The following is a 23,236-nucleotide window of genomic DNA, read 5'->3' on the forward strand; positions in this document are numbered from 1 at the left end:
TCTAAACTCATACAATCTATTATAACCCTTAATATTAATATAGACATTCATGAAAAAGTTTTTGAAAATATTTTTTGGCGTTTTGGCGGGAATTTTCCTGCTGTTATTAATTCTTCCTTTTTTGTTTAAAGGAAAGATAGAAACCAAGGTCAAAGAGATCATCAATGAGGAGGTTCACGCAACGGTTTCATGGGACAAGTTCTCTTTATCGCTGATACGTAATTTTCCAAACCTGCGCTTGGGACTGGATGGCCTCACCATCATCAACGATGCTCCCTTTGAAGGCGATACGCTGGTTCACGTTGGAAGTTTCTCGTTGGCAGTTGATGTAATGAGTGCCATCAGAGGAGATGCCATCGATATTCGGTCAGTATTGGTAAATAAACCCACGATTAATTTAAAGGTTAACAGTGATTCAATAGCCAACTGGGATATTGTACCTGAATCGGACGCACCTGCACCGGTTGCTGATGACGAGGACGCTGAAATGCCGGCTTTTAGCATTCAGCTTCAATCCTTCGAAATTCGTGATGCTGCACTCTCATACAGTGATGCCACCATGAACTTAAAAACCTCTTTGAAAGGGTTTAATTCCAGAGTTCGTGGAGATTTTACTGAATCGCACACTACCATTAATTTGGTAAGCAATGTGGAAGCCTTTGATCTGGAGATGGACAATATCCGCTACCTTAACAAAGCCACCATTGATTTGAGAGCCGATGTGGCAGCTGATTTGGAGAACATGGTCTTCACGTTTGAAGACAATGAATTGATATTTAGTAGGATTCCTCTTTTCATGGAAGGTTATGTTGCCATGTTGGACGAAGGGTATGATATGGATTTACGAATGGCTGCACGTCAAACCGAATTCCGAACGCTTCTGGCACTGGTGCCTGAAGTCTTTATGCAGGATTTGGAAGGATTGCACACCGAAGGTTCATTGACGCTTGAAGCTACAGCCAAAGGGAAGTACATCGATGAAGACAACCTCCCGGCCTTTAATGTTCTTTTGGATGTGAAAAATGGTATGATTCAGTATCCTGATTTGCCTAAATCCATCAACAATATTCAAATATTTTTTCAGGTTGATAACCCGGGTGGCTCAATGGATAATACCATAGCAGAAATTCGTACTTTCCACTTTGAACTGGACAACAATCCGTTTGACGCGAATCTGCACATCTCCACACCCATTTCAAACGCCGTATTTAAAGGAGCCATGATAGGATCTATCGACCTGGCTTCGCTGTCCGATGCCATTCCAATGGACAGTATTGACCTAAAAGGCCTTATAACCTCAGATCTCACGCTGGATGGCGATTACAACATGATTGAAAATGAGCAGTATGAGGATATCAAGGCCAATGGAAATGTCACTCTGACCAACTTCGAGTTCCGAAGTCCGGATTTCCCAATGGGAGTGACCATCAGCGAGGCCGATCTCTTTTTCTCACCACGTTATCTTGAGTTGAGATCTTTTGCCAGCAGGGTAGGAGAGAGCGATTTTGGTCTTACCGGTCGACTTGAAAACTATCTGGCATTTGCTCTGAAAGATGGAACCCTTAAAGGGCGTCTGGATCATGTAAGTCAGTTCATTAATACCAACGAACTGATGGCATTGGCCGGAGACGAGCCATTGGATGCCGATCAGGAGGTAGAGCCATTACAAAAAGTATTGATTCCGGGTAACATTGAATTCAACATGAGTACCCGTATTGACCGAATTTTGTACGACAGGTTGGATTTAACCAACACAACCGGAAATCTGCTAATTAAAGACTCTCGTGTGGTGATGAATGCATTAAGAACGCATCTCTTAAATGGAAATATGGTGATGAATGGAGAATATAACACCCAGGATACCATTCGTCCGTTTGTGGATTTTGACCTGGCCATAAACTCTTTTGATATCAATATGGCTGCGCACTCATTTAGCATGGTTGAATCTTTTTTGCCTGTGGCAAAAAATGCTCAGGGACAGGTATCTTCTTCCTTCAAGTTTAATACCATTCTTGGAGATGACATGAGTCCGCTTCTCAATACATTTAATGGAGGCGGGAATCTTCGCTCAAATAACATTGAGGTGAGTGGTTCAAAAGTACAGGATGCCATGGCTACCATGTTGCGTGATGAAAAGTACAAGGTTGCCAATGCCCGCAATGTGAGGGTCAACTTTACCATCGAAAATGGAAATCTAACCGTTGAGCCTTTTGATGTTGAGGTTTTTGGTAAATCGGTTAACATTGCAGGAACACAGAGCCTGGACCAGCAAATGGACTTTACCATGCGCATGCCGGTGAGCCGAAGTGAAATCAGTAACGTGGCAGGGTTGTTGGGTGGAAATATTTCGTCATCGGGTGGTGACGTGATGCTCGGTATAAATATTACCGGAACTCCATCTGATCCTAAGCTCGCTATAAATGCAGATGACTTGCAACGTGCTGTGCGCGATGAGGTTCGTCGTGAGGTAGAGCGTGCCGCCGAACGTGTCATAGAACAAGGAGTGGAAGAGATTCTCAAAGATGAAAATGTGCAGGAGAAAATTGAAGATGCCGGAAGAAGACTGAGAGATAGATTCAGGTAGGATGAATCAGATGATATGATATAACAAAAAACCGTTCATCAAAAATGATGGACGGTTTTTTAATGTGAAAAAGGAAGATATTGTCCTTAAATTCTTTTTTCCTTAATACGTGCTTTTTTACCTGTAAGTTCGCGGAAGTAGTAAATTCTTGCGCGACGAACTTTACCTTTTCTGTTCACCTCAATTTTATCAATAAAAGGCGAGTTAATTGGGAAAATACGCTCAACACCAACGTTGTTTGACATTTTCCGTACTGTAAACCTTTTACTAACGCCTGCTCCTTTTACCTGGATAACAGTACCACGGAATACCTGAACACGTTCTTTGGCACCCTCTTTAATTTTGTAGTGAACAGACACAGTATCACCAGCTCCAAACTGTGGAGTTTCTACACCTGTGTTAAAGGCCTCTTCAGCAACTTTCATCAAGTCCATTTTCTTTTGCTTTTGAAGATTAAACTTAACCGTGCAATATTGTCTGACCCCTATGTTCAGCAAGAGATTACACGAATGAGCCGCAAAAGTACACTTTTACTTTTAATTATGGAAGAGAATTTTGTTTTATTTTGGGTCATAAGGATAAGACAATAGATCGTTAGAGGATAGACAAGGACTTATAAGTAAATTGTGTATGTATAATGCGGGTTTACATATATCTGAATCGCAATACCATTTCAATGTTAATGATTTTAAGATGCCAGGGCTACGCCCCTTGGATTAACAGGGGATATTTTATTGCTACGAAGAGGTCAGGGCTACGCCCCTACGAAAACTTGACATGCATAATGTTACGAAGTTACCACATTTACACCCATGTTTATATGTATTTAAATAATTTTTAGGTTAGCCCTTAAATCTTCGTAGAAAAAAATAATTCAATCAAACGGAGGGGCGTTAGCCCTGAAATCTAAAAACAACATCAAAAAAAAATCCGACGACTTAAACATTCGTAAGCCATCGGATCTACTGAAATATTATTTTAAAAACTGTTGTCCTCTGTTCCCCTTTTTTCGTTCTTCGTTCCGCAGGACTCCACCCCGGGCTATGATATTACACCCCTTTGGGGCTTGTGATAACTTCATTCCGGTTACCCTATTACCCTGTTACCCTGTTACCGTGTCACCCTATTTCCCTGTTACCATTTTACCTCCGGTTTTCCGTTAATTCACTCTCACATCATAAGTCGCTTCCCGTTCTCTGGCAGCTTCCAGCCATTGAGGAACAACCGTGTTCAGGAATTTTTCCTTGTCGGCCTGGCGCTTAGGAATATCGAGACCAATATATTCCTGTGCTTTGGCTTTGGTTGAGATATCCGGCATGGGAACAGGTTCGGTATGTCCAAGAGAAGCAATTAAGCGGGCCAGTTTTACACGAGCATCTTGCGCCTTTGTCTTTCCTGTTGAGATCATCCTGCTGGTTTCAAGTGGGTTGTGGAAAGCATTTCCATGTCCTGCAGCTGCAAAATCCCAGCGCCATTGTGCATGACGAATATCCATCAAAATATCCTGCATTTGATCCTCTGAGGCACCCAAATCCCATGCGAATGCTGCTTCTATGTGCGCTTTTACCAGTTGATCTTCTAACTGGGTGCGAATTTCATAAATTTTGTCCTGTCGGTCGTACACATTTTGTACCAACCGGGCAGTCTCCTCACGGTGACAAACCTGACAAGAATTGGCCACATTGTTCAAGGGGCTCTGTATGTGGTGATCGGTAAATTTCATACCACCTTCGCTTTTGTAGGGCATGTGGCAATCGGCACAAGATACACCACGATCGGCATGAATTCCTGTGGACCACACTTCATAATCGGGGTGCTGAGCCTTTAGCATGGGGGCACGGCTTAGGCCGTGTACCCAGTCGGTAAACCCGATTCTGTCGAAATAGGCTTCTATGTCGTCAAAATTCATCCCGTCATCCCATGGAAATACCAGATAGTTCACATCTTCCACCACATTTTTACTGAAATAGTACTCAACATGACATTGGGCACACACTAGGCTGCGCATCTCCTGATGGGACGCTTTGGTGATGTCTTTGCCCTGTCGCTCGAAGGCTTCAATCAGTGCCGGACGGGTAATGTGAAGATTCATGGTTTCTGCATCGTGGCAATCGGCACAGCCGATGTGATTCACGACTTCTCCGCCCCACATTTCCCAGGTGCCGGCATAAAATTCGGCGATACCATGTTCCTGCATCAGGCGTGGAACATCAGAACTTTTACATGTCCAGCAAGTATTGGGTTGAAAAGATTTCTCTCCATCCATAGGCGAACCAACACGAAGCGTGTTGTAAACATCTGTTACTGCGTAATAATGTCCTCGTGGCTGGTTGTAGTCCATGGAAAAAGCATATCCGCTCCATAGAATTACCATGCGTGGATTATCGGCTAATGCATCACGCAAACCGGATGTGTTGTACTTGCTGGAAAACGTTGTGTCAGCGGTATTCATATACGACTGATACTGGCGAGGAAAATTCTGACCCCAAACCTCGTTACGAGGTTCGTATTTGTCGTGCTTTACCTGCGGAGTATAGGCAAAAACCGCCTCGGCACGTCGCTCAACAATGGTTGCGGCGAATAGGCCAAGTACGAAGACCACTATTATGGTGGCAAAGAAAATAAGCCATCCCATCCAGGGCTTCTCTTTTATGATTTCACTGATTGGTCTCATATGAATGGATTTAATTTAGGTTGCTATTTAAATTCTAAACGCAGAGGCGCAATGACGCAAAATTTTAATAAGATATATCTCGATTGTAATTCAATGTTACTAGCAAAACAACTAATGATTGAAAAACTTAAAACTCTAAACTCCTAACCATAAAACTATTAAACTATAAACCCAAAACTTCAAACCTTCCACATTTTCCAGTCTCCGGTCTCCGTTTTCCTATCACCTTCCCACCTTTTGACCTTTCTTCCTTATTTCGTCAACGAACGTAACCACTCCGGCACCGGACTTGTAGGAACCGGCACCCTGGCATCGGGCACGCTCGAAATACTGTTGACTGTTCCATGCGGTACATCCCTGTGACACTCTATGCAATATCTGTCGCCTATGTTGGGATGAAAATCAGGTCGCATGGTATATAGTTTGGTATCGTGTATTTGCTGGGTATGGCACCGGATACAGTTATTCTGCACCACATCTTTTCCCTCCTGATGGATGGTGATAACCTGTGGCTCAAGACGGAAAGTAAATACATAAGCATGATTCATTCCGGCTTTTGCTTTAAAAAGATAATGGTTGAAAATATTGTCATGTGGCATGTGACAATCGCTACAAGTAGCTACCTCACGATGAGAACTGTGACTCCAGGTGGCATATTGCGGAGCCATGATGTGACAGTTGACACAGGTCTCCGGTGTGTCGGCCAAATATGATGGAACTTTTGCGATATGTATCACAAAAAATCCTAAACCTGCAAATATTCCCAGAAGGATAATTACCGGGAATTTCCACTGATCTGGTGGTATAAACCACTTGAGAAAGGGGATTCGCATAGTGATTGGTTTGGTTGTTTATAAAGTAAAGGTATTAATAAGTACTTAATTTCTGAATAAGGAAGTGTGTTTTTTTGTTAATTTATATTTAGTCTAATTATGGTTTTGAAACATATGGGGAGACAGGAAATCGGAGACCGAAGACCGGAATGATCTTTTTTGATGGAAATTAACTCATAATTAAGTATTTAAAAACACTAAAAACAGTGGGGGGAGTCGCCGTAGGTGACATATGTTGATAGAAAAGAGACAACCATCTGACTCGCGGCACGCCGTAGGTGTGCTATTTCACCACATAAGACACATAAGGTTTTAACCACAATGGACACAAGGTTATCACAATGAACGCAATGGATATAGTGAACTTCGTGTACTCTTTGTGAACGTTGTGGTTATTCTTCAACATTTAAGACATGTAAGAAACCAGCGTGTCGCCGTAGGTGACAAATATCGGTAGAGCAGCGTATCCACCATAACCAACAACACGCCGTAGGTGTGCAATATTTAAATCTTAACGGGGGGTTGGAGAGTTTAATTGTTAATAAGGTAACCACAAAGAACACAATGTATCCACAAAGGACACAAAGAGAAATCACTGTGTGTTTTGTGTTTTCCTTAGTGCCCATTGTGGTTATAAAAAAGTTATGGAAAGCGATTATAAATTGGTAATTCAAAACGCAATCCTACGGCTAAATAATCCTAATTAGCAACCTTTAACCAATTATTTTGACCGTTTCATCAATATTTTCAATCATTTCCGTATCTATTTAACACTTGTTTCCGTAAAAATCATTATAATTACTTGTATTTTTGTAGTTCTTTATTCCTGAGTCCTATACCCGGGAGTATAAGAACTTTTTGTTATGTTTTAATGTTTAGTTTTTAAGCAAAATAGGAACCTACTCAAAACAAATAATATACGATTATGAAGAAAGTTTTACGGAAGGTGAGTGTGATGGCAGCCTTTTTTCTAATGGCTGCTGGGGTGATGGGGCAGGTTTATAGTCCTGAAATCGATGAGACTGGGGTGTCAATTAATATAGAACTATCAATAGAGTTTATTGATGAGGTCAGTTTAGAACCAGGAGATATTACTGTTTATAACTCAGGTTATTCATCATTTTATACAATATCAACAGGGAAATCATTTCCACCATCCGGTCCTGATTCGAGAATAACTATCGATGGAAATAAGTTGATTATTGATTTGACTGGATCTAATTTAATGTTTAATGAAAGATACTGGGTATATTCGAGTCAAAATGCAATTAAAGTCGGTGAATCTTATTGGAATGTATTAAACACATTTGATCCAGCACCTGAATGGACTTTTGTAACTGAAGAAGAAATCCTCTCCCCTGTACCCTCAGCCTATACCCCTGGAAAAAACACCACAGGTGTTTCCATTTCCAATAATTTGTCGTTGGAGTTTGATATGGATATATTTGAAGGCATCGGAAACATTGAAATTCTTGAATACAACACCGAGGATTCATGGGCATCTTATGACGAAACCGATTTTGGAACCAGCCTTAATATTGTAAATGATAATACCCTTACCATTACACTGCCTAAAGACTTTGATGAGGGAGAAAAATACTACGTTCTGATAGATGAAGGCATGGTGAAATCAGATGATGATGTTGACTTTGCCGGTTTTTCAGATAAGGACGATTGGGCATTTACCACCGAATGGTTGCCACTTATGGCTAATGCTTTTTCTCCACCACAAACAGCGCCTGAGGTGCCTGAAGTGCCTCGTGATGTCGTTTTGGAGATTGCTTTTAGTGATGATGTAGCCTTTACAGGTAATGGTAATATCGAAATTTTTGATGGCGCATCACAGATTAGAATTTATAATCAGTCTTCTTCTGTGGTAAACATAATTGATAATCAATTAATATTAGATTTATCATTAGTCCCTCTGCCTGAGTATAATAGATTATACGATGTTCGCATATCATCTGGATTTGTAAAAAGAAAAGACATCACACCTGATATCACTTGGGAAGGATTAACTGCCAACCAATGGCAATTTACCACCGAACCAGAGCCATTTGTATTTGAATTGCAAACCCTTTCTCCAACCATCGGAGCAACAGGTATTGCCACCGATGTTGTTTTAACTGCAACCTTTGATCAGGACATTCAATTTGGAACAGGTGCCGAAGTTGCAATATATGAGTATATTGGTGATGTGCTTGTGCAAACGCTTAACCCCGGTGCGGGATTAGCCATTGTTAATAATAACCAGCTGCAAATTACTCCCACACCAGAATTACAATCTGGCAAACAATATTATATCATTTTATCTGGAGGAGCCATAGAAGCTATCATAAACAATGAGCCTTTTGTTGGGTTGACAGATAAGTCGGAGTGGAATTTCACAACTGAATTCTCCATACCAATAGTTCTGGAATATGATCCTGAGGAGCCTGATGATGTCCCAATTGACAAGGTGTTTAGTTTAACTTTTAGTGAGGAAATTAAGTTTAACCCAACTGGAACATATTTTATCGAAATTGAAGAAGTTGGAGGTTCAGATAATCCAATTTCCACTCGCAGAATTCAAAATGGAGGAGGCCAAACAGGTTTAAGTGTATCAGGTTCAGTTTTGACAATCGATTTTCCTGTAAATTTAGCTTATGACACCCAATACTACATCACCATCCCCGCCAACGCCATTCAATCGATTAATAATGTAAACTTTGCCGGTATTTCTGCCAACCAATGGCAATTTACCACCAAAAAACGCAAACCCCGACTGGCTGATGTTAACCCGCTTTCACCAGCCAATGGTGCGGTGAATGTTGCCGTAGATGCAGAGTTGACTGTAACTTTTGATATTGATGTTCAGCTGGGAAGTACCGGAACCATTGAGATAAGAGAAGACGATGGAGATCAGGACGAGTTGTTACACAGTTACGATGTGAGTTCACATGGGGGATTGTTGTCAGTAACTGGTGGTAATCAACTGACCATCTCACTGCCCGCAGAAACCACTTTTAAAAATGGTACAGATTACTACGTTACCTTCAGCAGTGGTGCAATAGAGTCTCTGGAAGGAGAACCTTTTGAAGGATTGGCAGATAAGGGTGGCTGGAGCTTTACGACCATCCCTTTGCCCACTCCACAAATCGTAACGCTATCCCCGGAAACAGGCGCCACCGGAATCGATACAGATGTGGAACTCTCTATTGAATTCGACATTCCCATGCAATTTGGAACGGGAAGCATTTTTATTCGCGAGTACGATGGTGATGCGACCTCTCATGAGTTTGATGTAACGGAGCCTGGAACATCACTTACATTTGATGCTGAGAATAAAGTTCTGACCATAACACTACCTTCAAATCTTGAAGAGTCCACTCAATATTATGTTGTTATTGAAAATGGCGCACTGCAATCAACCGATGAGATTATATTCCCGGGGTTGGGCACTGTGGATAAAGACGATTGGGAGTTTACTACAAGGGTTATGCCGCCGGCGGTTATTTCTACTGATCCAGAGCATGAGGAAACGGAGGTTCTTTTAAACTATAATTTAAGTGTTACTTTTGATAAGCCTGTTGTATTTCAACCCAATGAAGAGCAAGGATTTTTGGTCAGAATTAGATTTAATAATGGCAACGGAATACAAAATTTTAGAGAGTATTCAATAAGAGGTTCTGAAACTGATCCACTATTGACTTTGTCGAATGAGAATCAAACACTAAATATAGTAGTAGATAAAACATTTGAACCAGATCAAGAATATTTCGTAACAATTGCAGCGGGAGCACTGCTGTCGCAGGCCGATAATCAACCATTTGGAGGAATCAATGCCATGGAATGGGTTTTTGAAACATTGGAGGATCCCGATATTCCTACCTTAATTGATACAGATCCATACTTTCCTGTTCCTGAGTCTGAGGATTTTCCCATTGACGGCACTTTGACACTTACATTTGAGAATGACATCACTTTCGGTGTGAATGGAGGTACTATGTTAATTGTTAGACGCTATGATGACAATTCTTCAGCTAGGTTTTTTTCCCGCACTTCAGATGGAATTACAATTTCCGGTAATGTATTAAGCGTAAACCTTGGTGTTTCTCCTTTAGGATATGGCAGGAGATATTATGTTGAGATTCAGCAAGGCTTTATAGCATCGGCTGAATCTGGTGCTGAGTATTTAGGATGGTCTGAAACCGATACCCGCTGGAATTTCACAACCCAAACGCAACCACCTGCCTGGAGTGAAGGTTATCCTTTTACAGAAAATCAGAATCAAACAGGATTGGAATTAAAAGTTCAGCTTGATCTTGCAGAAGAATTAACTGCAACTACTTATTATGTAATAACAACCAATTCAATACCTCCATCAAAGGATCAAATCATTGCAGGAAATAGTGCAAGTGGAAGTCCTGCAGTTAGGTCTGGTTTTATTGACGAAATGGAAAATGGTATTGAAGAGCTGGAAGAAATTACTTTTGGAACTGCTCCAGAAATTCCTTCAGGTCAAATGTATTACATCCATTTGGTTGCCGAAAGCAACAAAGGGGAACGAAGCGAACGACGATCACTGGAGTTGGATCGAAGACCACCCTCTTTGATTCCATTGGCATCCAATCCGCGCAACGATTTTAACGCCTTCGATATCAATAGCCCGATAACTTTGGTGTTTAATAAACCATTGTATCATTTGGATGGAGTTGTTTTGGAGCCTTTAACAGAAATTACTGCAAGTAATTATTTCACTTTAGCTTTACAAGGAGGGGGTGGGTCATTGGATGTTAGCTTTCATATTTCTGAGGAGGGCGATACTGTTACCATCACTCCAGTTGCGACATTGTTAGAGAATACTGCATATGTGATTACCATAAACGGACTGAGAGATGAGTTCTATAATCAAATAACGGAAGCAATCACCCGAAATTTCTCGACTGATATTCTTCAGATTTGGACGGGTGGATTTAATGCTGATTTTACTAATCCTTCAAATTGGACAGGAGGCCAATATTATCCTGAAAAGAGCGTAAGGATACCATTTGATATAAATGGAGGTAGTTACCCAGTAATAGAGAGTAATCCTGGACCTGATCAGGTTCACAATCTAACAATTGAAGCAGGAGCTCATCTTACACATAATTCAGGAAATTTAGTCGTTACCGGTGATTTTGTGTTGGAGTCTTCTGTGGACGGTAATGCTTCTTATTTACAAAAGGGAGGAAATCTTAATGTTGACCCACAAAGGGTGCGAATTGAGCAGATTGTAACTTCGAATAATAAGAATTACTATTCATCATCATCGGTTAGTGGGGCTACAAAGAGTTCAGCTGGTATAGATTACAGGACTTATTATTATGAGAATCTAACCAATTCATTTTTAGAATATGAAGATGATGAAGAATTCCTTGTTGGTTTTGGAGTGCTATTCAGTAGCGAACCGGGGACTGTCATTTTCTCAGGAGTTCCAAATAGTGGAACGTATTTGAAGAGTTTGAATCGAACACAAAAAGGAAGAGGTTGGCATATGCTGGGTAATCCTTATCCTGCTGCAATAGATTGGGAATCTTTGGAAATTGAAAATCTTGATGACTCATTTTGGATCTGGTTAAATGAAGAAGAAAAATATGGCGTTTATAACAACTTAATAGGTGTGGGACTTGGTATGGATGAAATTTCAGGAAATATAATACCTTCTCATCATGCATTCTGGGTTAGAATTCCTATTGGAGACGATTTAGATGTAAGTACCGGTAGCGGGTCATTAATATTCAGTCCTGATGCAATGGTTCCTAACACCAATAGCTATTTGAAGAGCAACAGATCTCCGCGCTATCCATTGATTAAGCTGGAAAGTAACTTAAATGGATTTCGTGATGAAACAGCCATAGCCATTGTTCCAGATGCTAAAGAAAAGGCTGAAGATAAATACAATTCCCACAAGAAGTTGAGTTATAATACTAATTTTCTGGAATTGTTTACTCTCTCAGATGGGGAGCGATTGGCAATTAATAGTTTGCCATTAACAAGCAGTGAGATGACCATACCGTTAGGTTATTCTGTTCGAAAGGCTGGTAACGTTGAAATATCAATAAATATGTCAACTTTACCGTATGATTACACTGTAATTTTGAAGGATAAACAAACCGGAATTGAAACAGATCTGTATGATAGCAGTTACATGTTTTCTGTTGATGGCGCAGCTGTAAATCACTCTCGATTTGAAATTATGTTAAAATCTGGTGTTGTTACTGATTTATCAAAGCTTGACAGACGTGATATTCAAGAAAACATAATTGTCTATACTTTTGAATCAAAAATATATGCGTATATTAGCGAATTAAATCGTCCTCAATATTATTTGTATGATTTACAAGGTCGCTTGATAGATAGTGGCAGATTATACAATGACATTAATAATGAAATACTAGTTGAAAACAAAGGCTTGTTCATTTTTGTTATACAGAGTGGCGATGGAAAAGCTGAATACAAACTTGTATTCTAACCCAAGAATTAAAATTGCAGATTACAATGCAGACAAATAAAACCAAAAGAGAGTATAAGCCACCATATCTTGCTGTTGTTGAAATAGATAATGTTGTATCAATGCAAATGGGTTCAGCAAGTGAGGATGGACCACCCATAGGGCCAGGTCCAGGTCCTGGACAGTCATCCTCTTTTGATTCGGCTGATCACTATGATTCTAAAGAATCTATACAAAAAAACAGCTTTGACGATAATCCTTTCAGGAGATAGAGTTACAACAATAAGATAAAAAACAAAAGGGAAATTCACTGAATTTCCCTTTTTTGATTTTATCTTCTCATCACCACCCCAACCAGATGGTTTTCAGGTACAGGCCCCCAGTATCGGCTGTCGAAGGAGTGGGGACGGTTATCACCGTGCACCCAGTAGTAATTCATTTTGAAGGTATAGCGGCTGATGGGAATATTATTGGAAAAGAGGAAATTTCCCTTTATTTCTATGGGTGTATTTTCGAAAACCTCAATCATTCTGCGGTAAAAATGGATGTTGCCCGGGTTTATTTCAATGGTTTCTCCTGCACGGGGAAGATATATTGGCCCCATATTATCAGAATTCCATCCCAGATTCCGTTTGAACGGAAACACGTGCGGATCGGGAATGCCTCGCCGTAAAACATCACGTGATAACAATTCTGCCGGAGCATCCATCTCTTCCATCTCTTTTAGGGAGAGGTTAAGAAAGTAGCGGTTGTTGCGCTTAACAGGTGTTTGCGAAATATTGTTCTGTTCAACAAACCAGTTGAACTCATCCCGGGGGCCTGTCCACTGCCATGATGAGACCGAACTCCCGGCTTCAACAGCTGGACGGCTGTTGATAAACAGCTGTCCCTGGGAAATAGACACCGTGTCGCCCGGAAGACCTTTCAACCTCTTCAACATCCGTGGTCTTCGGTTTACTTTTAAAGGGATCAGCTCACCCCAGAACTCTTCCTTTAAAGAGTCTCTGAAAGTTGGATGTTGTCGTTTTAACAGGTAGTAACTTTCTCCCGGCTTGTTGGCCAAAACCGTATCTGCTTCGGGAAAGTTAAAAACCACCACTTCATTGTACATTGGTTCCCTGTTGATTCTCCAACGACGATATTTGTCGGGGTTGTTACTGAAAAACCTGGGGCCGGGAATGAGTTTGTTAACCAATACGTATTCACCGGCATAAATGGATTTCTCCATAGAGGAGGTTGGAATTTCCAAAAGCTCAAAACCATAACGGTAAGCCAAATCGGAAATTACAAGGCCAACCACTATCCAAATAAAAATTCTAAAAACAACCCTCTTTTTCATTAAATATTAAAGGTTATGGTGTTTATAGTTTTTGGTTTGTAGTCCATTGTAAAACTATCAACCTTAAACTATCAACCTTAAACTATCAACTACTAACCCTATCAACCCAAAACTAAAGTTTCAATCCCCTTTCACCACCTTAAAAAACCTGTTCCACCTTATGTTTGACGGGAAGCCTTTGTCTTTGTTTAGTGAGAGCCATACCAAAATTGGGCGACCAACAATGTGATCTTCCGGAACAAAACCCCAGTAGCGTGAGTCGGCAGATTTATGCCTGTTGTCACCCAGCATGAAATAGTAATCCATTTCAAAGGTATACGAATCGGCCGGTTCGTTGTTTATAAATATGGTTCCATTGGCAACATGGAGCGTATTTCCTTCGTATGCCGTAATAATTCGCTCATATAGCAGCAGATTTTCCAGCGTAAGTTCAACAGTTTCTCCTTTGGCGGGAATGGTTACAGGACCATAATTATCCCTGCTCCAGGGAAAATGTCTGCTGTATGGAAACACCTGCTCAATGCCTCGTGTGTTCCTGTGCTCATCAATACTAATGCTTTCAACAAAATTGTAAGTTTCAATGGCCTCCACCATTGATTCTGTTAAGGGCAGGACGTAGTGAGGACCAATGCCTCCATCCCGCACATCGTCCTGTGATATTTCAAGTCGCTCAAAGAAGCGTTGGTTCAGTCTGGTTCCGTCTGTTATTACATGATGATTGTGTTGCAGGGTTTCGGGGTTTTCAACCGGCTCGCCGTTGATGTATATCTGGTTGCTTCGAATTTCAAAAAGATCACCCGGCAACGCCACGCATCTTTTGACATAATTGTCACGACGATCAACAGGGCGGTATAGAACCTTTCCAAATTCCGATGGATTATTATATACAATCTCCCTTCCCAGATCATTGATAAACATCCGCAACTCATATTCAGAATCAAACTGTCGTCCTTCCAGAAGAGATGGGTTCTGGTTTATCTGATTACGACCCAGTTCGTAAATGGTTATGTAATAGTCTGGATTGGTTCGATAAACGGCTACCGTATCTCCGGTGGGAAAATTAAACACTACGATGTCGTCTCGTTCAACTTTTCCAAATCCTTTCAAGCGCTTATAATCCCATTTTGGCCACTTAGTGAACGAAGGCGAATTTACAATGGGGAATGTGTTCTGCACCAACGGAAAGGCGATGGGAGTCATGGGCATCCTTGGGCCGTAAGAGAGTTTGCTCACAAAAAGGTGATCGCCAACCAGCATGGTTTTTTCCAACGAAGATGTTGGTATTTTATAGTTCTGAAACAGAAAAATATTGATGATGTAAACCGCCACAAGCGCAAACACAAGCGCGTCTATCCATTCCAGCCAGGCAGCAGGTTTTTTGCCATCTTTTGTTTTCTTTAAAAAGTCCCACGGGACTTTTTTCGTGATGTATATATCAAATATCACGGCTAATCCAAATAGAAGCCAAAAGTTTCCTATCCAGATAACTGTTAGAAGGTAAACCACAACTGCTATGGCAAACCTGATTTTACGGGCCAAAGGAATATTTTGCATCATTTTTTTAAGAGTTAGAATTTTAGCATGTCCTTCATGGTCAGAAATCCTTTGTTCTTAGCTGCAAATTCAGCAGCAAGAACAGCACCAAGAGCAAAACCCTGTCGGGTTTTTGCGCTGTGATGTATGATGATTTCATCCACTTCTGATTCATATTTAATGGTGTGTATTCCGGGAACATCACCTTCACGTTCGGCTTTTATTTTGATGGCATCATTTGATGTTTGTTGATCAAGCTCCCATTTCTTTTTTCGGTCGATGTTCTCAATGATGTCTTCGGCCAATGAAATGGCTGTGCCACTTGGCGCGTCCAGCTTTTGAGTATGGTGTACTTCTGTCATCTCCACATTGTAACTGTCCTGAGTGTTCATTAGTTTGGCCAGATGCCTGTTGAGTTCAAAAAAGATGTTTACCCCCACACTAAAGTTGGATGCATAGAAGAAAGTCTGTCCTTCATTTTTACATTTCTCTTTTATGGCTGGCAATTTGTCCAGCCATCCTGTTGTTCCCGAAACAACAGGAACATTGTGTTTAAAGCATTCCATATAGTTGTTGTATGCTGCGTCGGGCATGGTAAATTCAATGGCCACATCGGCTGTGGGTAATCCCGGTGCCGAGAAATCTTCTCCGCTAAACGGATCAATTCGTGCCACAACTTCGTGTCCTCGTGATTCTGCAATTTTTTCAATGGTTTTACCCATTTTTCCGTATCCAATAAGTGCTATTCGCATAAATTATTTATTTGATGATTTCAACAAAGATATAAAAAGAAGATAAATAATACTTGTAGCCGGCCTTTCATATTATAGAATATCCTGAGAATTCAATGAGGAACAATGATTTTGTAAAGGCGGGGTTGTAATTTCTATTCCAGTACTGCAACTCCTCCGTAAAAAATGTGCATTCATCGAAATTCCTTATGAATTGTCTTCATATTGAAATAAATTTGCTGACAGTAATTCCGGATGAAACATTTCTTGAATTAAGATTTATGAGATGGGTTATCTGTATCGAACAAAAACCTTCAGATTTAATCTGATTAAACTAATTCTTTACCGTTTTTATCCAATAACCTATTGCTTGCTGTTAAACCTTAGTTCTTTATTTCTTATCAATTGGTCAGGAAATATACCCGACCCAAAATAACAATTCATGAAATTTTATTATTTATTATTATTCATCATTACATTCACTGGTCAACTTTTTGCCGGGTTGGATGATACCGGTTTGGAGCGCCAACCTGTCATCAGCGGGCACATAAGAGATGGAAGCACCGGTGAAACGCTTATAGGCGCGACCATGCAAATTAAAGGAACACACCGTGGAGTAGCTTCAAATCAGTATGGTTTTTACAGCATAATGGTTCCTTCCGGTGAGAATACGTTACTGTTTACTTATCTGGGATATCAGACAATTGAGAAGGTCGTCAGAGTCAATTCAGATTTGGTTCTTAATGTTGAACTACTTCCTGTAACAGCAGAGTTGACTGAAGTTGAAGTTATAGGGAACAGCACGAGAACCCGTTTGGATGATCCGGTTATGGGTGTTCAAAAGTTAAACTCTGCCACCATAAAAGAGATTCCTGCCTTCATGGGAGAGGTTGACCCCATTAAAGTTATTCAACTGATGCCGGGCGTTCAGGCTGCCAGCGAAGGTTCCAGTGGCTTTAGTGTGCGTGGTGGAAATCCCGACCAGAACCTGGTATTGCTGGATGAGGCCATTGTTTATAACGCAGGTCACCTCATGGGATTCTTTTCTGTGTTTAACAACGATGCTATTAAAGAAGTCAATCTTTTCAAGGGAGATATTCCGGCGCGTTATGGTGGTCGTTTATCTTCATTGCTCGATGTCAGAATGAAAGATGGTAATAGTCGTCGCTTTTCCGGGACAGGAGGTGTTGGTACCATTTCATCCAGGTTGATGCTCGAAGGGCCGGTTTTTTCTGAGAAGACCACATTTTTGGCAGCAGGGAGAAGAACCTATGCCGATCTGTTTCTCCCTTTTTCAAGCGATGAGGCGGTGAGGGATAATCAACTGTTCTTTTATGATTTTAATGCAAAACTAAACCACACTTTCAGCGATACGGACAGACTTTTTGTGAGCGGGTATTTTGGTCGTGATGTGATGGATAATACGGTAAACCGCATTGAATTTGGCAATAAAACTCTTTCTGTGAGATGGAATCATGTGTATTCGCCGCGTCTGTTCTCAAATTTATCATTCAATTTCAGCAACTACGATTACCTCCTGGGAGCCAGTGAGGACGATACCGATGGGTTTTTATGGACTGCCGATATGGAGAATTTTAATCTGAAGGCCGACTTTAACTATTACCCGGTGTATAATCACTCCATCACTTTTGGGGTTCAGTCGTTGTTTCATAACATCATGCCGGGGCATGTGCGTGGAACAGGTTCCACAACCATGTTCAACGAATTGAGGTTGGCAAGAAACCGTTCCATGGAACATGCCGTTTATGCTGAAAATACCCAACGCATTGGCGACAGATTTACCCTCCGATACGGATTGCGATTCTCCCTGTTTCAGAATGTGGGTAAAGGAACTTCATTTGGTTTTGATGAGAATTATGATGTGGTTGACACCACTCATTACAGCAGGGGAGATGTGTTTAATACTTATCACGGTTTTGAACCTCGTGCCGGCTTTACCTGGATGCTTAATCACAACACATCTGTCAAAGGAAGTTATTCAAGAACATATCAGTATCTGCAAATGGCGTCCAACTCCACCGGAACAATGCCATTGGATATTTGGTTTCCGGCATCTCCAAACATCAAACCACAAATGTCTGACCAGTTTTCTGCCGGATTGTTTCGTCATCTTTGGGGAGGATCGTTGGATGTGGGTGCGGAGTTGTTCTATAAAAATATGAAGAACGCCATAGATTTTAAAGATTATGCTGAGCTTCTGCTCAATGAATTACTGGAAGGTGAACTCCGGTTTGGAAGAGCCTATGCATATGGCTTTGAATTACTAGCACAGTTCGATTATGGTCGTTGGAACGGATGGGTTGGTTATACTTACAGCCATACCCGCAGGCAAATAGACGGAATTAATGAAGACCTCTGGTATCGTTCACCTTACGATCGACCTCATGATGCTTCTTTGGTCATCATGTATAATCCGGGGCAACGGACTTCATTGGCTGCCAATTGGGTCTATCTGTCAGGATCTCCGGCAACTTTTCCGGTAGGGAGGTTTGAGTCTGGTGGCAGCATCATTCCCATTTATTCAAGACGTAACGCCGAAAGATTACCTGATTATCACAGGATGGATTTATCATTTACTCTGAAAAACAGGCAAAGACCCGATCGAAGATGGCAAGGGGAGTGGGTCTTCTCTGTGTATAATGCCTATGCGCGCAAAAATGCATGGGTCATCAATTTTGAGAAAGCTGATAATGAGGTCTACAGAACCAGGGCTATGAAAACCTATCTGTTTTCGGTCATTCCTGCAGTTACCTATAATTTTAAATTCTAAGTTATGAGATTTCTGAATATATCAACTCCGCTTTTATTCATCGTCCTTCTGTTTTCTTCATGCGAAGAAGAGATTCATCTCAATTTAAAGAGCGATGCTCCCCGGTTGGTGGTGGATGGAATTATAACGACTGATACCATGGCGCATCGGGTGAGACTGACAACATCCGGCAGTTACTTTGAAAATAAGCCAATGCCCGGTGTGAGTGGTGCTTCTGTATCTATTTCAGATGGATACGAAACCATTTATCTCGAAGAGTCGGCTGATTCTCCCGGCGACTATTTCACACCCGAAAATTATTATGGCCGACAAAATCATTTATACACCCTCACCATAACCAATGCGGAAGTTGATGGCAGAGGAGGGGAGGTGGTTTATTCAGCTTCAAGTTTTTTGCCACCAATTGTTCCAATGGATTCTATTAGGGTTGATTATTTTAGCTTATGGGACATATGGAGAGTATTCCTTTATGGTCAAGATCCACCGGATGTGAAGAATTTTTATTGGTTCAGGCTTAAAATAAATGATTGGTGGCACTCTTCCGAATATAAATATTCTGCATTTTCTGATGACACATTTTTTGACGGGAATTATGCCGATGGTGTCTGGTTGTTTTGGTTCAATTCTGAGGATGAATATAACTTGGTACCGGGAGATGAGCTGATGGTTGAAGTCTGGATGGTTGATGAACCCTTTTTTGAATTCATCAGGGGTGCATACATTGAAACAGAATACCGAAGTCCCATTTTTTCGGGGCCGCCGGCCAATGTTCCCGGAAACATTAGTAATGGTGCGTTGGGAATTTTTTCAGCCAGTTCGGTTGTGAGACTATATACTACCAATACCTTTTTGCGGCAATAGCATTATTCCTCACAATAAAAAACGCTCTTGAATTTATTCAAGAGCGTTTTTTTATTCTTTTGTCAATGGTGTTAAGCCATTGCTCTTTTTACTACAGCTTTAAAAGCATCGGGATGATTCATGGCCAAATCGGCAAGAACCTTACGATTAATACGGATTTCATTCTTGTTCATCAATCCGATTAACTTGCTGTAAGAAATTCCTTCCAAACGGGCTGCAGCGTTAATACGCTGTATCCATAAACTTCTAAAGTGTCCTTTTTTCTTCTTTCTGTCTCTGTATGCATACTGCTGACCTTTTTCCCATGTGTTTTTGGCAACAGTCCACACATTCTTCCTTCTACCGAAGTATCCTTTGGTAAGTTTTAAAATCTTTTTTCTTCTTGCTCTTGAAGCAACAGCATTTACTGATCTTGGCATTTTTTACTGTTTTTCGAATGGTTAGCGTTCCTTTGGCGGGAATCTTTTCAGCTAATTCATTCAGGTTAATAATTCTTTAATCTGATGATTTGACAATTATTTCATTGCCAACATAATCTTCACATTGTTGAGGTCTGTTTTGTCAACAAGTGTAGCGTAAGTCAGATTTCTTTTTCTTTTGGTTGCTTTTTTTGTCAAAATGTGACTTTTAAAAGCATGCTTGCGCTTAATTTTTCCGCTTCCAGTGATGGTGAAACGCTTCTTCGCACTGGAATTCGTTTTCATTTTTGGCATTTTATATATATTTATTTAGTTGATAATAAGCAACTATTTTGATTTTGCCGCTTTGGGTGTAATGAACATGGTCATGCGTTTACCTTCTAATCTGGGTAACTGTTCTACTTTTCCAAGTTCTTCCAAATCCTGGGCAAATTTCAATAACAGGATTTCTCCTTTTTCCTTAAAGAGAATGCTTCGTCCTTTAAAGAAAACAAAGGCCTTTACTTTAGAGCCTTCTGAAAGGAATTTCTCAGCATGTTTCAATTTAAAGTTGTAATCATGTTCGTCGGTATTGGGTCCAAAACGAATCTCTTTTACAACCACCTGAACAGTTTTTTGCTTAAGCTCTTTCTGTTTTTTCCTTTGCTGATACAGAAATTTCTGATAATCAATAATTCTGCATACGGGCGGATCGGCTTTGGGGGAGATCTCCACCAGGTCTAGCTCCATTTGGTCTGCCAGCTTCATTGCCTCAGAGGTAGAGCAAACCCCCGGATTTTCTATGTTATCGCCTACTAGACGTACCTGAGGCACGCGGATCTGGTTATTGATCCTGTAATTGAATTCATCTTTGGGGTTTTGTCCCGGCTTACTTCTCTGTCTTATAATGCAGTCCTCCTATACTTTAATTAATAATTTGGTTGATTAACTCTTTGTATTTAAGTGTTTTAATCGGATTTTCCGGTTAAAAGCGCTGATTTTGACGTCACAAATATACGCAAACGTGTTTAATTCATGAAAATAGTTATTCCAATTTTTTTTGAAAACTGCCTATTATTCATCAATTTCCTGCAACATTTGGTCAACCTGATCATTTATAAATGATGCAAATTGATCTATTTTCATGGTTCCCTGATCTCCTTCTCCCTGCTTTCTAACTGATACTTCACCGTTTTCGGACTCTTTTTCTCCAACAATCAAAAGGTAAGGTATCCGCTTTAATTCGTTATCACGAATTTTTCGGCCAATTTTTTCATTTCTGTCATCCAGTATGGCACGAACTTCTGAATTTTCAAGTTGCTTCTGGACTTTTTTGGCGTAATCGTTAAACTTTTCACTGATGGGCAAAACAACTGCTTGTTCCGGTGTCAGCCAAAGTGGAAATTTTCCGGCAGTATGCTCAATCAAAACGGCTACAAAACGCTCCATGCTTCCAAACGGTGCACGATGAATCATAATGGGGCGATGGGCTGAGTTGTCTTGGCCAATATACTCCAACTCAAACCGTTCGGGTAAATTGTAATCCACCTGAATGGTTCCCAGTTGCCATTTTCTTCCCAATGCATCTTTTACCATAAAATCAAGCTTAGGACCATAAAATGCCGCCTCGCCTTTTTCAATTACCGTGTTTAATCTTCTCTCACTACATGCTTCTATGATGGCGTTTTCTGCCTTTTCCCAATTCTCATCTGAACCAATATACTTTTCGGTATTTTCGGGATCGCGAAGCGAAATTTGAGCGATGTAATCTTTAAAGTCCAGTGCTTTAAAGATGTAAAATATGATGTCGATTACTTTTTTAAATTCATCTTTTAACTGATCGGGGCGGCAGAAAATATGCGCATCGTCCTGCGTAAATCCACGCACTCTGGTCAATCCATGCAACTCACCGCTTTGTTCATAACGATAAACCGTTCCGAACTCGGCAAAACGGATGGGCAGATCGCGGTAGGAGCGGGGGCGCGCCTTGTATATTTCGCAATGGTGCGGACAGTTCATTGGTTTCAGAAGAAACTCTTCACCTTCGGCCGGTGTGTTGATGGGCTGAAATGAATCGGCTCCATATTTGGCATAATGGCCGGATGTTATATACAGTTCTTTCTGACCGATATGCGGTGTAATAACCGGTTCGTAACCATATTTTACCTGTACTTTTTTCAGGAATGTCTCCAAACGTTCACGCAATTTTGCTCCTTTGGGCATCCACAGGGGCAATCCTTGTCCAACTTTCTGACTGAATGTAAACAGGTCAAGTTCTTTTCCAATCTTTCGGTGATCACGTTTTTGTGCTTCTTCAAGTTGAATCAGGTACTCTTCAAGCATTTTCTGCTTGGGGAATGTGATTCCGTATATCCTGGTAAGTTGTTTGCGCTTTTCGTCCCCACGCCAGTATGCACCGGCCAGGCTCAATACCTTAATGGCTTTGATGGGCTCGGTGTTGGGAAGGTGCGGACCGCGGCATAGGTCTGTAAATTCCCCTTGTTGGTAAAAACTGATGGTTCCGTCTTCTAATTCACCAATCAGTTCTACTTTATAAGGATCGTGATTAAAGAAGCTCAACGCTTCATTTTTTGGAACCTCTCGCCTGTTGTATTCATTTTTTTGACGTGCCAGCTCCAGCATTTTCTTCTCTATTTTTGGTAAATCTGCTTCAGTGATAACAGCTCCGTTTCCTGGTTCTACGTCATAGTAGAACCCGTTTTCGATGGCTGGACCAATACCGAACTTGGTGCCTGGGTATAACTCCTGAAGTGCTTCTGCCAAAAGGTGTGCTGACGAATGCCAAAAAGCATGTTTACCTTCATCATCTTCCCATTTATGTAGATTAATGTTTGCATCCGAAGTTATGGGACGTGTGATGTCCCATAACTGATCGTTCACAGTTATGCTCAATACTTCCTTGGCCAGCCTGGGGCTGATATCTTTTGCTATTTCGTAACCTGTTATTCCTTCAGGGTATTCACGTACCGATTGATCGGGGAGTGTTATCTTTATCATTG

Annotated in this window: 15 protein-coding genes; 5 read left to right on the top strand and 10 right to left on the bottom strand. The window is 40.9% G+C overall.

What is annotated here, in order from left to right; translation table 11 throughout:
* Positions 1 to 49 precede the first annotated feature (49 nt).
* Positions 50 to 2,584, top strand: coding sequence for an AsmA-like C-terminal region-containing protein (locus tag B5X70_RS10240; protein WP_079557806.1), 2,535 nt, complete (start codon positions 50 to 52; stop codon positions 2,582 to 2,584).
* 86 nt (positions 2,585 to 2,670) lie between these two features.
* Here B5X70_RS10240 and rplS read toward each other — a convergent pair whose 3' ends face one another.
* The 3 genes from rplS to nrfH all read right to left on the bottom strand — a co-directional run bounded on the left by rplS (position 2,671) and on the right by nrfH (position 6,091).
* Positions 2,671 to 3,018, bottom strand: a complete 348-nt coding sequence (gene rplS / locus B5X70_RS10245; RefSeq protein WP_079557807.1) for a 50S ribosomal protein L19 — start codon at positions 3,016 to 3,018, stop codon at positions 2,671 to 2,673.
* Positions 3,019 to 3,743: 725 nt separating this feature from the next.
* Complete coding sequence (gene nrfA, locus B5X70_RS10250; protein ID WP_079557808.1) at positions 3,744 to 5,258, bottom strand: ammonia-forming cytochrome c nitrite reductase; 1,515 nt, start codon at positions 5,256 to 5,258, stop codon at positions 3,744 to 3,746.
* Positions 5,259 to 5,509: 251 nt separating this feature from the next.
* On the bottom strand, positions 5,510 to 6,091 hold the full coding sequence (gene nrfH / locus B5X70_RS10255; RefSeq protein WP_079557809.1) for a cytochrome c nitrite reductase small subunit: 582 nt from the start codon (positions 6,089 to 6,091) through the stop codon (positions 5,510 to 5,512).
* Positions 6,092 to 7,016: 925 nt separating this feature from the next.
* On the opposite strand from nrfH, the gene B5X70_RS10260 reads away from it, so the two are divergent.
* Together B5X70_RS10260 and B5X70_RS10265 are read left to right on the top strand one after the other, a co-directional pair.
* Positions 7,017 to 12,584 (top strand): Ig-like domain-containing domain, encoded by a 5,568-nt coding sequence (locus tag B5X70_RS10260; protein ID WP_079557810.1) that lies wholly within the window; start codon positions 7,017 to 7,019, stop codon positions 12,582 to 12,584.
* A gap of 26 nt (positions 12,585 to 12,610) precedes the next feature.
* A complete protein-coding gene (locus tag B5X70_RS10265; protein ID WP_079557811.1) occupies positions 12,611 to 12,835 on the top strand; it encodes a hypothetical protein in 225 nt (74 codons plus the stop codon).
* Positions 12,836 to 12,894: 59 nt separating this feature from the next.
* On the opposite strand, the gene B5X70_RS10270 is transcribed toward B5X70_RS10265, so the two are convergent.
* From B5X70_RS10270 to dapB, 3 genes are all read right to left on the bottom strand, one after another.
* Entirely contained in the window at positions 12,895 to 13,902 is a 1,008-nt protein-coding gene (locus B5X70_RS10270; RefSeq protein WP_079557812.1) for a S26 family signal peptidase, read from the bottom strand.
* 120 nt (positions 13,903 to 14,022) lie between these two features.
* Positions 14,023 to 15,459, bottom strand: coding sequence for a S26 family signal peptidase (locus B5X70_RS10275; RefSeq protein WP_232468346.1), 1,437 nt, complete (start codon positions 15,457 to 15,459; stop codon positions 14,023 to 14,025).
* Between the two features lie 11 nt (positions 15,460 to 15,470).
* Positions 15,471 to 16,187, bottom strand: coding sequence for a 4-hydroxy-tetrahydrodipicolinate reductase (gene dapB / locus B5X70_RS10280; protein ID WP_079557813.1), 717 nt, complete (start codon positions 16,185 to 16,187; stop codon positions 15,471 to 15,473).
* A gap of 421 nt (positions 16,188 to 16,608) precedes the next feature.
* On the opposite strand from dapB, the gene B5X70_RS10285 reads away from it, so the two are divergent.
* Both B5X70_RS10285 and B5X70_RS10290 read left to right on the top strand, forming a co-directional pair.
* Positions 16,609 to 18,957 (top strand): TonB-dependent receptor, encoded by a 2,349-nt coding sequence (locus B5X70_RS10285; RefSeq protein ID WP_079557814.1) that lies wholly within the window; start codon positions 16,609 to 16,611, stop codon positions 18,955 to 18,957.
* A 3-nt stretch (positions 18,958 to 18,960) separates the two neighbouring features.
* A complete protein-coding gene (locus B5X70_RS10290) occupies positions 18,961 to 19,818 on the top strand; it encodes a DUF4249 domain-containing protein (RefSeq protein WP_079557815.1) in 858 nt (285 codons plus the stop codon).
* 71 nt (positions 19,819 to 19,889) lie between these two features.
* Here the strand turns inward: B5X70_RS10290 and rplT are convergent, their stop codons facing one another.
* From rplT to thrS, 4 genes are all read right to left on the bottom strand, one after another.
* Entirely contained in the window at positions 19,890 to 20,237 is a 348-nt protein-coding gene (gene rplT / locus B5X70_RS10295) for a 50S ribosomal protein L20 (protein WP_079557816.1), read from the bottom strand.
* A gap of 96 nt (positions 20,238 to 20,333) precedes the next feature.
* Positions 20,334 to 20,522, bottom strand: coding sequence for a 50S ribosomal protein L35 (gene rpmI / locus B5X70_RS10300; protein WP_449353819.1), 189 nt, complete (start codon positions 20,520 to 20,522; stop codon positions 20,334 to 20,336).
* A 42-nt stretch (positions 20,523 to 20,564) separates the two neighbouring features.
* Positions 20,565 to 21,125: a translation initiation factor IF-3 gene (gene infC / locus B5X70_RS10305; protein ID WP_317045064.1), complete on the bottom strand. Its 561-nt coding sequence runs from the start codon at positions 21,123 to 21,125 to the stop codon at positions 20,565 to 20,567.
* A 165-nt stretch (positions 21,126 to 21,290) separates the two neighbouring features.
* Complete coding sequence (gene thrS / locus B5X70_RS10310) at positions 21,291 to 23,234, bottom strand: threonine--tRNA ligase (protein WP_079557819.1); 1,944 nt, start codon at positions 23,232 to 23,234, stop codon at positions 21,291 to 21,293.
* Between the last annotated feature and the right edge of the window lie 2 nt (positions 23,235 to 23,236).

The organism is Alkalitalea saponilacus (genome assembly GCF_900168165.1).
In the GTDB taxonomy this organism is placed as follows: domain Bacteria; phylum Bacteroidota; class Bacteroidia; order Bacteroidales; family Marinilabiliaceae; genus Natronoflexus; species Natronoflexus saponilacus.